This is a genomic window from Amycolatopsis azurea DSM 43854 (genome assembly GCF_001995215.1).
Lineage (GTDB): Bacteria > Actinomycetota > Actinomycetes > Mycobacteriales > Pseudonocardiaceae > Amycolatopsis > Amycolatopsis azurea.
On record NZ_MUXN01000008.1, the window covers coordinates 93,645 to 109,482 of the forward strand.

At 68.2% G+C, this 15,838-nt stretch carries 12 protein-coding genes; 9 read left to right on the forward strand and 3 right to left on the reverse strand.

What is annotated here, in order from left to right:
• Positions 1–342: 342 nt before the first annotated feature.
• The 6 genes from B0293_RS12260 to B0293_RS12285 all read left to right on the forward strand — a co-directional run bounded on the left by B0293_RS12260 (position 343) and on the right by B0293_RS12285 (position 7,165).
• Entirely contained in the window at positions 343–1,482 is a 1,140-nt protein-coding gene (locus B0293_RS12260) for a BMP family lipoprotein (protein WP_039919428.1), read from the forward strand.
• A gap of 78 nt (positions 1,483–1,560) precedes the next feature.
• Positions 1,561–3,141 (forward strand): ABC transporter ATP-binding protein, encoded by a 1,581-nt coding sequence (locus B0293_RS12265; RefSeq protein ID WP_005165546.1) that lies wholly within the window; start codon positions 1,561–1,563, stop codon positions 3,139–3,141.
• On the forward strand, positions 3,138–4,226 hold the full coding sequence (locus tag B0293_RS12270; RefSeq protein ID WP_005165544.1) for an ABC transporter permease: 1,089 nt from the start codon (positions 3,138–3,140) through the stop codon (positions 4,224–4,226). The genes B0293_RS12265 and B0293_RS12270 overlap by 4 nt, the downstream gene beginning before the upstream one ends.
• Positions 4,223–5,497: an ABC transporter permease gene (locus B0293_RS12275; protein ID WP_005165543.1), complete on the forward strand. Its 1,275-nt coding sequence runs from the start codon at positions 4,223–4,225 to the stop codon at positions 5,495–5,497. Before B0293_RS12270 ends, B0293_RS12275 begins: the two co-directional genes overlap by 4 nt.
• Position 5,498: 1 nt before the next feature.
• On the forward strand, positions 5,499–5,888 hold the full coding sequence (locus tag B0293_RS12280) for a cytidine deaminase (protein ID WP_005165541.1): 390 nt from the start codon (positions 5,499–5,501) through the stop codon (positions 5,886–5,888).
• On the forward strand, positions 5,885–7,165 hold the full coding sequence (locus B0293_RS12285) for a thymidine phosphorylase (protein WP_005165539.1): 1,281 nt from the start codon (positions 5,885–5,887) through the stop codon (positions 7,163–7,165). The genes B0293_RS12280 and B0293_RS12285 overlap by 4 nt, the downstream gene beginning before the upstream one ends.
• A 312-nt stretch (positions 7,166–7,477) precedes the next feature.
• Here the strand turns inward: B0293_RS12285 and B0293_RS12290 are convergent, their stop codons facing one another.
• Complete coding sequence (locus B0293_RS12290; RefSeq protein ID WP_005165536.1) at positions 7,478–8,566, reverse strand: hypothetical protein; 1,089 nt, start codon at positions 8,564–8,566, stop codon at positions 7,478–7,480.
• A gap of 209 nt (positions 8,567–8,775) precedes the next feature.
• Here B0293_RS12290 and B0293_RS12295 point away from each other — a divergent pair, with 209 nt between their 5' ends.
• On the forward strand, positions 8,776–9,876 hold the full coding sequence (locus B0293_RS12295) for an adenosine deaminase (protein WP_005165534.1): 1,101 nt from the start codon (positions 8,776–8,778) through the stop codon (positions 9,874–9,876).
• Between the two features lie 65 nt (positions 9,877–9,941).
• Entirely contained in the window at positions 9,942–11,168 is a 1,227-nt protein-coding gene (locus B0293_RS12300; RefSeq protein ID WP_052014584.1) for an MFS transporter, read from the forward strand.
• Positions 11,169–11,189: 21 nt separating this feature from the next.
• Here B0293_RS12300 and B0293_RS12305 read toward each other — a convergent pair whose 3' ends face one another.
• A complete protein-coding gene (locus B0293_RS12305) occupies positions 11,190–12,434 on the reverse strand; it encodes a hypothetical protein (protein WP_005165531.1) in 1,245 nt (414 codons plus the stop codon).
• 153 nt (positions 12,435–12,587) lie between these two features.
• On the opposite strand from B0293_RS12305, the gene B0293_RS12310 reads away from it, so the two are divergent.
• The gene (locus B0293_RS12310; protein WP_005165530.1) at positions 12,588–15,092 is read left to right on the forward strand and encodes a DEAD/DEAH box helicase; all 2,505 of its coding nucleotides are present in this window, start codon (positions 12,588–12,590) and stop codon (positions 15,090–15,092) included.
• 79 nt (positions 15,093–15,171) lie between these two features.
• Here B0293_RS12310 and B0293_RS12315 read toward each other — a convergent pair whose 3' ends face one another.
• Complete coding sequence (locus tag B0293_RS12315) at positions 15,172–15,816, reverse strand: hypothetical protein (protein ID WP_005165529.1); 645 nt, start codon at positions 15,814–15,816, stop codon at positions 15,172–15,174.
• Positions 15,817–15,838: the final 22 nt, after the last annotated feature.

Genomic DNA, 15,838 nt, shown 5'->3' on the forward strand with positions numbered 1-15,838 from the left:
GGTGACGCGGGCCGGTAACTCACCGGTTCGTCCACTGTGGACGCCCCGATCGCCCCCGGGCCGCGCATCGGAGTGCTCTGAACAGTGCGTGACGATCACGCGGCACCCACGAGGTCAGAGGGCCGGGCACGGCCTGCGATTACTCCATTGCGATCACTGTGAGTACTCCATTCGTCGCGCTTACGACTCATGAGTAAACGTTTGTGTTACGTAGCGTGCCTTTCCTATGGCAGCAAAGCGGCCGTTAGGTACCGTCTCTCGGTCGAACCCGGCAGCGTCGCCGGGTCGCTTTCTTCGGACCATCCGCTGGATCAGCGGGGAGGGAGACACACGTTGCGTCGCATGCGTGGAACCGCGCTGGCCGCCGCCGCCATGGCCGGTGCACTGGTACTTGCCGGGTGCGCGAAGGATTCGGGTGCGGGGAACAACAACAACGCGAGCTCTGGGGACCAGTCCGCCAGCTGCGTGACGGCGCCCAAGCCGCCCGCCGCTGCAGCCGCCTCCACCAGCTCCGCGCAGACCGGTGAGAAGGTCGACGGCAGCAAGCTGAAGGTCGCGCTGGCCTTCGACGTCGGCGGCCGTGGCGACGCGTCGTTCAACGACTCCGCCGCCGCCGGTACCGACAAGGCCAAGAGCGAGCTCGGCGTCACCGCGGTCACCGAAAGCACCGCCGCCGCGACCGAGGACGAGGCCGCCAAGTCGCAGCGTCTCGACCAGCTCGCGTCGCAGGGCTTCAGCCCGGTCATCGCGGTCGGCTTCGCCTACGCCAAGGCCGTCGGCGCCATCGCGCCGAAGTACCCGAACACCCAGTTCGCGATCGTCGACGACGACTCCGTCAAGGCGCCGAACGTCACCCCGCTGGTCTTCGCCGAGGAGCAGGGCTCCTTCCTGGCCGGTGTCGCCGCCGCCTACAAGTCGAAGAAGTGCCACGTCGGCTTCGTCGGTGGCGTGAACACGCCGCTGATCCAGAAGTTCGAGGCCGGCTTCCTGCAGGGTGTGAAGGCCGCTTCGTCCAAGGCCAAGATCGAGGACGAGTACCTCACCCCGGCCGGTGACTTCTCCGGGTTCCAGGACCCGGCGAAGGGCAACGTGAAGGCCGCCGCCCAGATCGCCAAGGGCGCGGACGTCGTCTACCACGCCGCCGGCGCCTCCGGTAAGGGCGTTTTCGAGGCCGCGAAGACGAACAACGCGCTCGCCATCGGCGTCGACTCCGACCAGTACAACCAGAAGACGGTCGAGGCGTCGAAGGACGTCATCATCACCTCGATGCTCAAGCGCGTCGACGTGGCGGTGTTCGACTACCTGCGCGCGCTGGCCAAGGGTGACCTGACGTCGCTGCCGAAGCGCTTCGACCTCAAGGTCGACGGCGTCGGCTACGCCACCTCCGGTGGCAAGATCGACGACATCAAGGACGTCCTCGACGGCTACAAGGCGCAGATCGTCTCCGGGGCGATCACCGTCTCGGACAAGCCGCAGAAGTAAGCTCCACCAGGTAGCAGGGCTCGGAAGGACGACCCTTCCGAGCCCTCACCTGTTTACCCAGAACTGGATGGCTTTTTCATGAGCGCTCCCCAGGCCGAGGTCACCGACGCCCCCGACCGGGGTGAACCGGCCGTGCAGCTGACCGGGATCACGAAGCGATTCCCCGGTGTCGTGGCCAACTCCGACGTCAACCTCACCGTCACCAAGGGCGAGGTGCACGCCGTCTGCGGCGAGAACGGCGCGGGCAAATCGACCCTGATGAAGATCCTCTACGGCATGCAGCAGCCGGACGAGGGCGACATCGCGATCAACGGCGAACCGGTGAAACTGCGCAACCCGCAGGACGCCATCAAGACCGGGATCGGGATGGTCCACCAGCACTTCATGCTGGCCGACAACCTGACCGTCGGGGAGAACGTCTTCCTCGGCGCGGAGAACCTGCACGGCATCGGCCGCGCGGCGAGGGCCAAGCTGGCGGAACTCGCCGGACGCGTCGGCCTGCACGCCCGCCCGGACGCGCTGCTGGAAGAGCTCGGCGTCGCCGACCGCCAGCGCGTGGAGATCGTCAAAGTGCTCTACCGCGGCGCGCGGATCATCATTCTCGACGAGCCCACCGCGGTGCTCGTGCCGCAGGAGGTCGACGCGCTGTTCGAGACCGTCCGTGCCATGCAGAAGGACGGCTTCACCTTCATCTTCATCTCGCACAAGCTCGACGAGGTGCGCGCGATCGCCGACACGGTCACCGTGATCCGGCGCGGCACCACGGTCGGCACGGCGGACCCGAAGACGATCACCTCGCGCCAGCTGGCCGAGATGATGGTCGGTTCGGAGCTGCCGAGCCCGGAGACCCGCGAGTCCACCGTGACCGAGCGGGACGTGCTGCGCCTGGACGACGTCTGCCTGAGCGTCGAGGGTTCCGAGCGGAACGTGCTCGACCACATCTCCTTCACCGTGCACGCGGGTGAGGTGCTCGGCATCGCCGGCGTCGAGGGCAACGGCCAGACCGAGCTCGTCGAGACGATCATGGGCATGCGCAAGGGCGGCGGCCGGATCGAACTGACCGAGGCCGACGGCAAGGTCGTCGAACTGCACAAACTGGGGACGCTCGCCCGCCGCGAGGCCGGGATCGGCTACATCGCCGAAGACCGCACGCGGCACAGCCTGCTGCTCACGCAACCCTTGTGGGTCAACCGGATCCTCGGTTACCAGACGCGCAAGCCGGTCGCGAAAGGACAGTTGCTCGACATCGACGGCGCGCGGGAGGACACCCGCCGCATCGTCGAGGACTACGACGTCCGCACGCCGGGCATCGACGTCCCCGCCGCCGCGCTTTCCGGCGGTAACCAGCAGAAGCTGATCGTCGGGCGTGAGCTCTCCGGCAACCCGGTCCTGCTGATCGCTTCGCATCCGACTCGCGGTGTCGACGTCGGCGCGCAGGCGCTGATCTGGGAACAGATCCGCCAGGCGCGCGCGGCCGGGCTGGCCGTGCTGCTGGTGTCCGCCGACCTCGACGAGCTGATCGGGCTTTCCGACACCATTCAGGTCATGCTCCGCGGACGGCTGGTCGGCGAGGCCGACCCCGCGACCGTGACCCCGCAGCAACTGGGCTCCGCCATGACGGGTGCTTCCGAAGATTCCGACGAGGACGGTGCAGCGTGAGTTCTTGGCGTACGAGGCTGCTACCGCCTCTGCTCGCGATCGTTTTCGCGGTCATCCTGACCGCCATCGCGCTGATCATCTCGGGCGCGGACCCGCTCCAGGCCTACGGCACGATGATCGGCCAGCTCTTCAAGGGCTCGACCGCCGTCGACACGGTGAACCTCGCGACGGTCTACTACCTGTCCGGGCTCGCGGTCGCCATCGGCTTCCAGATGAACCTCTTCAACATCGGCGTCGAGGGCCAGTACCGGTTCGCCGCCATCGTCACCGCCATCATCGGCGGGGCGCTGCAGCTGCCGCCGGTGATCCACGTGCTCGCGATCCTGGTCGTCGCCGTCGCCAGCGGCATGCTCTACGCGGCGATCCCCGCGGTGCTGAAGGTGACCCGAGGCGTTTCCGAGGTCATCTCGACGATCATGCTGAACGCGATCGTCGGCGGCATCGTGGCGTTCCTGGTCAACGCCGACCAGTTCGGCGTGCAGACCGGCAACAACATCGCCACCCGCGAGATCGCCGAAACCGGCCGGATCCCCGGTATCCCGATCGGTTCGGGTGAGCTGTTCGGCTTCGTGATCATCGCGGCGCTGATCGGCGCGGCCTACTGGTTCATGCTCAACCGGACCCGGTTCGGGTTCGAGCTGAAGGCGTCCGGCGAATCGACGACGGCGGCCGCGGCCGGCGGGGTCAACGCCAAGAAGATGACGCTGATCGCGATGCTGCTCTCCGGTGGTGTCGCCGGTCTGATCGCGATGCCGGAACTGCTCGGCCGCGACTTCACCTACGGCATCACCTCGACCCAGATGTACGGCTTCACGGGCATCGCCGTCGCGCTGCTCGGCCGCAACCACCCGGCCGGGATCGCGCTGGGCGCCCTGCTGTGGGCGTTCCTCGACCGGTCCGCGGTGTCGCTGGAGCAGATCAACGTGTCCAAAGAGATCGCCACGATCATGCAGGGTGTGATCGTGCTGTCGGTCGTCATCGCGTACGAGATCGTGCGCCGCGCGGACCTGGCCGCCGAACAGCGTCGCGTGGGTCGCGCGCTGGCGGGCAAGGGTTCCAGCGTGTCCGAGGGAGGTGCGGTGTGACCACCGCGGACGTTCTTTCGCCCAACACGGGCGGGACCACCATGCCGGTGAAGCCGCCGAAGCGGCGTATCCCCGGCTGGCTCAAGGGCGCCATCTGGGGGCTGCTGGCGGTCGGCGTGCTCGCGATCGCGTCGTACGCCACCGGCGTCAACACGCTGACCTCGACCAACACCGCGCACACCGCGTTGCGGCTGGCGCTGCCGATCCTGCTGTGCGCGCTCGGCGGGCTGTGGGCCGAACGCGCGGGCGTGATCAACATCGGCCTCGAAGGCATGATGATCCTCGGCACCTGGGGCGCCGCGTGGGGCGCGTACCACGGCGGGGTCTGGGCCGGGCTGATCTCGGCGGTCGTGTTCGGCGCGCTCGGCGGTCTGCTGCACGCCGTCGCGACGGTGACCTTCAACGTCAACCACATCGTCTCCGGTGTGGCGATCAACCTGCTGGGTCTCGGTGTCGCGAAGTACCTGGCGAACCTGGTGTTCACCCCGCTTTCGGGGAACCCGCGCCAGTCGCCGCCGGTCCCGAAGTTCGACACCTATTCGGCGACGTTCCTCTCGGACTGGTTGTCGGACCTGGAAAAGATGCAGCGCGTCTTCATCTCCGACCTCGCCGGCATCCTCAACGGCCTGGTCACCGAGGTCGCGCCGCTGACGATGATCGCGATCGCGCTGGTCCCGATCAGCTACCTGGTGCTGTGGCGCACGCGGTTCGGCCTGCGGCTGCGGTCCTGCGGTGAGAACCCGGTCGCGGCCGAGTCCCTCGGCGTGAACGTCTACCTGCACAAGTACGTCGCCATGATCATCTCCGGCGGGCTCGCCGGGATGGGTGGCGCGTCGCTCGTGCTGCTCGCCGGCGGCGCGGACTACCTGGAGAACCAGACCAACAACCGCGGGTACATCGGCCTCGCGGCGATGATCTTCGGCAACTGGCGGCCGGGTGGCCTGCTCGGCGGCGCCGCGCTGTTCGGGTACGCGGACGGTCTCCAGCTCGCCGGTGGCGGTACCGCGGTGCTCGCGCTGCTGTACGGCGCGGTGATCCTGCTGGCCGTGATCGTGGCCGTGCAGCTGTTCCGCCGTCAGTGGATCGCGGCCGCCCTCGGTGTCTTCGGCGCGGCTCTGCTCTACGCGATCTACTGGACCAACGACGACCTGCCCAGCGACCTCATCCCGTACACGGCGCACTTCGTGACGCTGATCGTGCTGGCGGTGGCTTCGCAGCGACTGCGGCCGCCCAAGGCCGATGGCGCGCTGTACCGGCGAGGTGAGGACTGACATGGCTGAGTACGACTGGGAATCTCTGCGGGCTCAAGCCGTCGAAGCGGCGAAGTCGGCGTACGCGCCCTACTCGGGTCTGCACGTCGGTGTCGCGGCCGTGGTGGACGACGGCAGGATCGTCGTCGGCTGCAACGTCGAAAACGCTTCGTACGGCTTGGGAATGTGCGCGGAATGCACGATGGCGGGCCAGCTGCGGCTGACCGGCGGCGGCAAGCTCGTCGCCGTCGCGTGCCGCAGCGGCTCCGGTGATTTGCTGATGCCGTGCGGGCGCTGCCGTCAGATCCTGTTCGAGCACGGCGGTTCCGACTGCCTGGTGGACACCCCGAGCGGCATCCTGCCGATGTCGTCGGTGCTGCCGGACGCCTTCGGCCCGGACGATCTGCCATGAGCGCGTTCGCCGCCGTCGACGTCATCCGCGCGAAGCGGGACGGTGGACGGCTGTCCGACGAGCAGATCGACTGGACGATCGACGCGTACACGCGCGGCGACCTCGCCGAGGAACAGATGGCCGCGCTCGCGATGGCCATCTTCCTGCGGGGGATGGATTCCGGCGAGATCGCGCGGTGGACCGGCGCGATGATCGAATCGGGGGAGCGGCTGGACCTGAAGGTCAGCCGTCCGACCATCGACAAGCATTCGACGGGCGGGGTCGGCGACAAGATCACGCTGCCGCTGGCGCCGCTCGTCGCGGCCTGCGGCGCTGCCGTGCCGCAGCTGTCCGGGCGCGGGCTCGGGCACACCGGCGGGACGCTGGACAAACTGGAGTCGATCCCGGGCTGGCGCGCCGCGCTGTCGACGTCGGAGATCATCCGGCAGCTCGACGACGTCGGCGCGGTGGTCTGCGCGGCCACTGAAGGATTGGCTCCGGCGGACAAGAAGCTGTACGCGCTGCGCGATGTGACGTCCACGGTGGAGTCGATCCCGCTGATCGCGAGTTCGATCATGAGCAAGAAGATCGCCGAGGGTTCGGCCGGGCTGGTCCTCGACGTGAAGACCGGTTCGGGCGCGTTCATGAAGACGCTGCCGCAGGCGCGAGAGCTCGCGCGGACCCTGGTGGAGATCGGGACCGCGCACGGCGTCGCGACGACGGCGCTGATCACGGACATGAACGTGCCGCTCGGGAACGCCGTCGGCAACGCGATCGAGGTCGCGGAGTCGGTCGAGGTGCTGCGCGGCGGCGGTCCGGCGGACGTCGTCGAGCTGACCGTGGCTTTGGCGCGGGAGATGCTGGCGCTGGCCGGGCTGTCCGATGTGGACCCGGCTTCGGTGCTCGCGTCCGGCAAGGCTTACGAGACCTGGTGCCGGATGATCGCCGCACAGGGCGGGGATCCCGAAGCCGCTCTGCCGCGGCCTAAGCACGTCCACATCGTCTCGGCGCCGTCGTCTGGTGTCTTGGCTTCGCTGGACGCGTATTCGGTCGGGGTCGCCGCTTGGCGGCTCGGGGCCGGGCGGGCGCGCAAGGAGGATCCGGTGCAGGCCGCTGCCGGCGTGCTGTGCCTGGCGAAGCCGGGCGACCCGGTGTCGGCCGGGCAGCCGCTGCTGGAGCTGCACACGGACACTCCGGACGCCGTCCCTTCGGCTCTCGCTGCGCTCGAAGGCGCCTACGCTGTCGGCTCCTCGGCGCCGGACTCCGCTCCGCTCGTCCTGGAGACCGTGCGCGGCTGACCTGCGTTTAGCGGGCTAAACGCGATCCGGTGGTCGCCCGCGTTTCGTCCTCTGGATGCGGTACTTGCGCGTGCATCTACCGCATCCGGAGGACGAAACGCAGGGGGTGGGCGGATCGCGATTAGGGGGCTAAACGCAGGTCGGCGCGGGGGAGTCTGGACGGGGAAGCGTGAAGGCCCCCTTCCCTCGGCTCAGCCGAGGGAAGGGGGCCTTCACGCGCTATAGGAGAGAGTCGCGTGTAGTCCTCTGGTTGCGGAAGTGCGTAGTGCGAACTACCGCAACCAGAGGACGAAACGCGGGAGGGGGAGAGCGTCAGTCGGTGGTCTCGTCGGTGCCGTCGGCCTTGGCCTTGGCGTCGGCCGCCTTGGGGGCGCGGCCGTTGCGCGAGCTGCGACGCGGCTGACGCGGGGCGGGCGGCGGCGGGGCGATCTGCTGCACGGCCGGGCCACCGCCGAGCATCAGCTCCGCGAAGGTCGCCATGGCCTCGTCCAGCTGACCGCCGATGCGGCGGACGGACTCGTCGTTGCTCTTGCGCACCAGCGTGTCGACCGAGTCGGTGTCCGGCTGCTTCTGCAGCGTGCTCTCGACCTTCGACAGGCCGCTGCGGATCGAGCCGTCGAGGTCGCCGAGACGCCCGGTGAAGCCGTCCTCGACCTTGTCGAGCCGCTCCGCCAGGTCGTCCAGCCGCGAGGTGACCTTCTCGAGGCGGTCGCCGAGGCCGTCGAGGCGCTCCGAGGCGTCGATCATCTCGCCGGTCTCGGTCAGCGCGGTCTTCAGCGCTTCGGTGTTCGCGGTGAGGCTGTCCTTGGTGGCCTTGTCGAGGTTCTCGACGCGCGTGCGCAGCTCGCGGTCGACGGTGTCGACGCGGTCGCGCAGGGTCGACTCGGCCTGCTCGACGCGCTCGCGCACCGGGCCGATCACCGACTGCGGCAGCGAGTCGGTCTTCACGTCCTGCTTGTCGAGGTGCGCGCCGAGCTCGTCGAGACGACGGTGGATGTTCTGCAGCTTGTCCTCGAGCCCGTCCATCCGGCCCCCGACGCCTTCGAGACGCGCGGCCATGCCGTCGAGGCGGCCGTCGAGCTGGGCGAACGGCTTGGCCAGCTTGTCGACGATGCTTTCCACGGCGCGGGTCAGCGCGGCGATCGCGGTGTCCTGCGCTTCGAGCCGCGACATGGTCTCGTCGAGCCGCTCGGCGAGCACGCTGGTCTCGGTGCGGTCGGGCATCTCCGAGAGGCGCTTGCGGACCGCGCCGAGCGAGTCGACCGGCGCCAGACGTGCGTAGATGTCGTCGAGCGCGTCGAAGATCTGCTGCTGTTCGCTCTCACGCACTTCGGCCGCGCGCACCAGCATGTTGCGCATCCGGTCGAAGGACGGGGCTGCAATGTGGTTGTCAGTGGTCACTGCGGTGTCCTTCGTGGGCGGGGAAATGGGAGGGACGTGCCGTGAAGCTTATCCATTGCGAAATTGCTGTGCGTATGGCCCCCGGGTATCGGACAATGCCGAGCTCTGCCCTGATGGCCGATTCAGCCGGTGATCCACAAAGCTGAGGGTTAAGTCAAGCATGAGACTTACCGCCATGTAGGGGAATGACAGCCTGGTTACCGTTACGTATGTCCTCTGAAAGCAGTAGTTCCCGCATCCCGGAGGCGGTACTGGCCCGCGCTCCCAAGGTCCTCCTGCACGACCATCTGGACGGCGGCCTCCGGCCCGGCACGGTCGCCGAGCTCGCCGAACAGACGGGGTACCAGGCCCTTCCCGCCACCGATCCCGTCGCACTCGGACGATGGTTCCGCGACGCCGCCGATTCCGGCTCCCTCGTCTCGTACCTTGAGACGTTCGCGCATACCTGCGGCGTGATGCAGACGGAGGAAGCGCTGGTCAGAGTGGCCGCCGAAGCTGTCGAAGACCTCGCGGCCGACGGCGTCGTCTACGCCGAGGTCCGGTACGCGCCCGAACTCTTCGTCGAACGCGGACTGTCACTCGATGCGGTGGTCGAGGCCGTTCAGGCCGGGTTCGAGGAAGGTGAACGGAGAGTGGCGGCCGCGGGCGGCCGGATCCGCGTCGGGACGTTGCTCTGCGCGATGCGCCAGCACGCCAGGGCGCTCGAGATCGCGGGGCTCGCCGTCCGCTACCGCGACGCTGGCGTGGTCGGGTTCGACATCGCCGGACCGGAAGACGGATTTCCGCCTACCAGAAATCTCGACGCATTCGAGTTTCTGCGGACGAATAATGCGCATTTCACGATTCATGCCGGTGAAGCGTTCGGGCTCGCGTCGATTTGGGAGGCGATTCAGCATTGCGGTGCGGAGCGCCTCGGCCACGGCGTGCGCATCGTCGACGACATCAAGACCGACAGTGACGGCACGGTCCATTTGGGACGGTTGGCCGCCTACGTCCGCGACCGGCGGATCCCGCTGGAGATCTGCCCCACGTCCAATGTCCAGACGGGAGCGGCCCGCTCGATCGGCGAACACCCCATCGGCCTGCTCGCCCGGCTGCGCTTCCGGGTCACCGTCAACACCGACAACCGGCTGATGAGCGGCTGCTCCATGACCAGCGAATTCGCCGCCCTGGCGGAGGCCTTCGGCTTCGGCCTGGCCGATCTCGAGTGGTTCACCATCAATGCGATGAAATCCGCGTTCCTCGATTTCGATCAGCGGCTCGACATCATCAACACGGTCATCAAGCCCGGGTACGCGGCCTTGCGTTAGTTAGCACCGGCAACTATCGTTCACTATGTAGGAGTGGCATCTCAAATAGTGAAACGGTGGCGAAGATGGCGCAGGTCGTGGACGTGGGGATCGGCGGCAAACGACGCTGGCTCATCCTCGCGCTCGGCCTCGCCGCGCAGACCGCGAGCTGTTCGTTCCTCTACGGGCTCCCGTTCCTGGTGCCGTCCATGCAGCGTGCGGAGGGCCTCACGCTCGCCGAAGCGGGAACGGTGGTCGCGGCGCCGAGTCTTGGCCTGTTGTTCACCTTGATCCTGTGGGGTGCGGCCGCCGACCGTTACGGAGAGCGTTTGGTAATGGCTCTCGGACTCGGCGTCTCGGGGTTACTCCTCGTGTACGCGGCCATCGGCGATCACTCGCTCGGGACTCTCTTTGGAGTGTTCCTGCTCGCCGGTGCGAGCACCGCGTCAGTGAACGCCGCGAGCGGCCGGGCCGTCCTCGGCTGGTTCGGCCCGGCCGAACGCGGCTTCGCGATGGGCATCCGCCAGATGGCCCAGCCCCTCGGCGTCGGGGTCGCCGCCTTCGGTCTTCCGCCGCTCGCGGACCGCTGGGGTTTCCAGGTCTCGCTCATGCTGCCCGCGCTGGCCGCGGTCGTCGTCGCGCTCCTGGTGGCCTGGCTCCTGGTCGACCCGCCGCGTCCGGAGTCCGGGGCCGCCACGGGGGAGAAGCCGCCGTCGCCGTACCGGAAGCCGGCGCTGTGGCGGGTCCACGGCGCGAGCGCGCTGCTCGTCGTCCCGCAGTTCACCGTCTCCGCGTTCACGCCCGTGTACCTCGTGTCCGTGCACCATTGGACGGCCGCGTCGGCGGGCTGGTTCGTCGGCGCCGTCCAGATCCTGGGCGCGCTGGGCAGGCTCGTTTCGGGCCGCTGGTCCGACCGCGTCGGCAGCCGGTTGCGCCCGATGCGGCAGCTGGCGATCGCGAGCGCCGCGGTCATGCTCCTCGTCGCCGTCGGGGACGCGACCTGGCCGTGGCTGGTGCTGCTCGCGCTCGTGCTGGCCGCGGTGATCACCGTGTCCGACAACGGACTCGGCTTCACGGCGTCGGCCGAAATGGCCGGGCTCGCCTGGGCCGGGCGGGCGATGGGCACGCAGAACACCGGTCAGAACATCGCCGCGGCCTTGACTCCGCCGATGCTGGGCCTGGTGATCGGCGATGCGCGGTACGCCCTGGCCTTCTGCGTCGCCGCGATCTTCCCGGCGCTGGCCGTGGCCCTGGTGCCCGTCAAAGACGAGGTGCCCGTCAGAGACGAAAAGGGCCCCTCAGGACGAACCTGAGGGGCCCTTTCACGGGGTGGATCAGACGACCGTGAGGCGGTTCTCGAAGGTCTCGACGAGCTTGCGCCACTCGGACTGCTCGGCGTCGAACGGAGCGCTCGGCTCGAGCCGCGTGGGGTCCGGCCGCAGCACGAACGACACCAGCCAGCCGAGGCTTTCGTTGGCGGCCAGCGCGGTTTCGACGCTGTCGTCTTCGGCCCATTCGGCGGCGTCGGTGATCAGCTCGACGGCCAGCTCCAGCTGGGTCGGGTCGATCGACTCCGGGCCTTCGGCGATGTCGTCGGCGATGCCGTTCAGCACGTAGGTGTTCTCGGTGTCGACGTCGATCTCGAGCTCGCCCGCGGTGGCCTTCGTGGTCACCTCGTCCCAAGTGGACACTTGGGCGAGGTCGTTGCCCGCCAGCTCCTTGCCGTCCGCGAGCGCGCGGATGAGGGCCTTCTCGGAGGTGAAGACGTCGATCTCGCCTTCGCTGCCGAGGAAGATCGGCTTGTCGTCGAGGTAGCAGCGCAGCGTGTAGTACTCGGCGCCCGAGGTGATGATCTTGATCGGGTCGATGCCGACCTCGCCCCAGAAGCCGACGGGCTCGTCGTCCTCGTCCTCATCGTCGTCCGCGTCGACGTCTTCGAGGTCCTCGGCCGCGGCGGCCTCGGCTTCGGCGGACTCCGCGAGGAAGGTCGCGAGCTCCTCCGCCGTCTGCTCCAGCACCTTCTCGTCGACGTCGGGGACGGTCACCAGACCGTCGATCGCGTCGAGCACGGTGTCCCACTTCTCGGAGACCGCCTCGGACAGGTCCGCCCAGAGACGCTCGCCGTCACGGCCGGAGAAGGGCAGCGTGCCCTGGTCCAGCAGCGAGAAGCTCTCGTGCGCGTCGAGGACCTCGTGGACCTCGTCGAGCTCGCACACGTCCGCGAGCGAACGCACGATGCCGATGATCTCGGCCAGCTCGCCCAGCGTCCACTGGTCCGGCTTCTCGGCGACCAGCTCGGGGACGCCCACCAGGTCGTAGGTGTGGTCGTCGTCCGGGATCAGCTCGGGCACGTTCAGCGCCGGCACGACCTCCCACGCGGGGTGGTCGAGCAGGTCGTGCTGCTCGGAGGTCCGCACGAATGCGGCGAGGTGCGCGGCGTCCGGGAAGGCGTACAGGTCTTCCTCGTCGCCGAGGAAGGCTTCCCACTCCTCGCCGTCCTCCCGCCAGCGCGGCGCCCAGAGAGTGACGACGTCACCCTGTGGCAGGCCGAGTTCGATCGGGATGATGTCCTGTGCCATTCCTTAGCCCTCTCGGATTACCGCCTGTGTGCGCGCGGCCGGGCGATGCTTGCCCGATGAGTGCGCGGTACCGCGAAGCCTACGGGTTTCCGCCGATGGGCGCGATCACCCCTGGGCAAGAAGCGACCAACGGATGGCACGATAGGCCTTCTGATGACACTTACAGACCTCCTGCCTGCGGCTCCCGACCCCGACTCGCTGTTCGAAGCCTTCTCGACCTGGACAGCCGAGCGCGGGTTAGAGCTGTACCCCGCGCAGGAGGAGGCCATCATCGAGGTGGTCTCCGGGGCGAACCTGATCCTGTCGACGCCGACGGGCTCGGGAAAGAGCCTGGTCGCCGTCGGGGCCCACTTCACCGCGCTCGCGCACGGCCGCCGCAGCTACTACACGGCGCCCATCAAAGCCCTGGTCTCGGAGAAGTTCTTCCAGCTCATCGAGATCTTCGGCGCGGAGAACGTCGGCATGATGACCGGGGACTCGGCGGTGAACGCCGACGCGCCGATCATCTGCTGCACGGCGGAAATCCTGGCGAACATGGCGTTGCGGTTCGGCGCCGACGCGCCGGTCGGCCAGGTCATCGCGGACGAGTTCCACTTCTACTCGGAACCGGATCGCGGCTGGGCCTGGCAGGTGCCGCTGCTGGAACTGCCGAAGGCGCAGTTCGTGCTGATGTCGGCGACGCTGGGCGACGTCTCGTTCTTCGAAAAAGATCTCACCAGGCGCACGGGCCGCCCGACCGCGGTGGTCACCTCGGCGGAGCGGCCGGTGCCGCTCACCTTCCGCTACGCGCTGACACCGTTGCACGAGACGATGTCCGAGCTGCTCAACGGCGGTCAGTCGCCGGTCTACGTCGTGCACTTCTCGCAGGCCGCGGCGATCGAGCGCGCGCAGACGCTGATGAGCATCAACGTCACCTCGAAGGCGGAGAAGGAGGCCATCGCCGAGATGCTCGGCGACTTCCGGTTCTCGGCCGGGTTCGGGAAGACGTTGTCCCGGCTGGTCCGGCACGGCATCGGCGTGCACCACGCCGGGATGCTGCCGAAGTACCGGCGCCTGGTCGAACAGCTCGCGCAAGCCGGGCTGCTGAAGGTGATCTGCGGGACCGACACGCTCGGCGTCGGCATCAACGTACCTATCCGCACAGTGGTCTTCTCCGCGCTGACGAAGTACGACGGCGTGCGGCAGCGGCATCTCAAGGCGCGTGAGTTCCACCAGATCGCCGGGCGCGCGGGCCGGGCCGGGTACGACACCGACGGCTACGTCGTCGTGCAGGCACCGGACCACGTCGTCGAAAACGCCAAGGCGCTGGAGAAGGCGGGCGACGATCCCAAGAAGAAAAAGAAGATCGTCCGCAAGAAGGCGCCCGAAGGGTTCGTCAACTGGACGGAGAGCACCTTCGACCGGCTGATCGCGGCCGAGCCGGAGCCACTGACGTCAAGCTTCCACGTCAGCCACTCGATGTTGCTGAACGTCGTCTCCCGGCCAGGGAACGCGTTCGACTCGATGCGGCATCTGCTGGAGGACAACCATTCCGACCGTCCCGCCCAGCGGAAGCTGATCCTGCGCGCGATCGCGATCTACCGCGCGCTGCTCGCGGCAGGTGTCGTGGAGCGGCTCGACGAGCCCGACGAACAGGGCCGGATCGTCCGGCTCACCGTGGACCTGCAGTTCGATTTCGCGCTGAACCAGCCGCTTTCGCCGTTCGCGCTGGCCGCGATCGAACTCCTCGACGTCGAATCGCCGTCGTATCCGCTCGACGTGGTGTCCATTGTGGAATCCACTGTGGACAATCCTCGTCCGGTGCTGTCGCAGCAGCAGTTCAAGGCGCGCGGCGAGGCCGTCCAGGCGATGAAGGCCGAGGGCATCGAATACGACGAGCGGATGGAACTGCTCGAAAACGTCACGTATCCGAAGCCGCTGGAGGAACTGCTGGAGGCGGCGTATTCCCGCTACCGGCAAGGGCATCCGTGGGTCGAGGACTACGAGCTCAAGCCGAAGTCGGTCGTGCGCGACATGTACGAGCGCGCGATGAACTTCGTGGAGTACATCGGTTTCTACCAGCTCGCCCGCTCGGAAGGGCTGGTGCTGCGGTACCTCACCGACACCTACGACTCGCTCCGGCACACGGTTCCCGACGAGGCCAAGGACGAGGGGCTGCAGGACCTCATCGAATGGCTGGGCGAACTCGTGCGACAGGTCGACTCCAGCCTCCTCGACGAGTGGGAAGCCTTGCGGCATCCCGAAGAGGAGGGCCCGGTTTCGGCGCGGCCGCCGTCCGAACCGCCCGCGGTCACGCGGAACGAGCGGGCTTTCCGGGTGCTCGTGCGGAACGAACTGTTCCGCCGGGTCGAGCTCGCCGCCCGGCGTTCCTACGGGACGCTCGGCGAGCTGGACGCCGCTTCGGGCTGGGACGCGGACGCGTGGGAAGACGCCATCGAGGACTACTTCGACGAGCACGAAACGCTCGGCATCGGACCGGACGCGCGCGGGCCCAAGCTGCTGATCATCGAGAAGGAGACGGAGATCTGGCGGGTGCGGCAGATCTTCGACGATCCAGCGGGCGATCACGACTGGGGCATCAGCGCGGAGGTCGATCTGGCGGCTTCGGACGAAGCGGGTTCGGCCGTCATCCGGATCACGGCGGTGGACCAGCTCTGACGGGGGCTGAAGGACGCTTTCACCGCATGCGACGTGGTGAAAGCGCCCTTCGCCGCGTGCGATGCGGGGAAAGTCCCCTTCAGCCGACGGGCACCGGGCGCAGTTCCCGCCGGCGCCGAACCAGTTGGACGATCAGCACGATCAGCGAGAGCGCGGGCAGCGGGTACCCGAGCAGCAGGCCCACCGTGATGTCGGCGACCGGTGCCGCGACAGCGGCGACGAACACCCACGTCGGCGCCACCGGCAGTTTCGGGCCGGTGCGCGCCTTGCCCCACGGTTTCGCCACCGAAAGCCAGGCCTGGAAGGCCAACGCGCTCGCCATCAGCGCGGTCCCGGCGGCCAGCGCCAGCGGCGCGGGCTCCGGATCACCGGCCCGCGCCGCCACGACCGAATCCCGCAAAGCGCCCGACAGCAGGAAGATCCCGGCGTAGAGCTGCACGAGCGTGATCACGAACTTCGCCAGCACCCACCAGTGCCGGGTGAACCCCCAGGCGGTCGCCGCGGCGAGCATGAAGCCGGTGAAGGCCGACGCGTTGGCGAGCGGTGCCAGCAGGAGCGAGTCGATCTCGTGCGCCATGGACGTCGCGGCGACGCGGATCGCGCCGTCGTCGGTGGTGCGGCTGATCACCAGGAAGGTGAACAGCGCCAAGGCTTGTCCCATCCAGCCCACCGAAGTGATGACGTGCAGCCACACGGTCAACTGCCGCCAGGTCTTCTTCCCCATGCCGCACACGTTCGCGTGACCA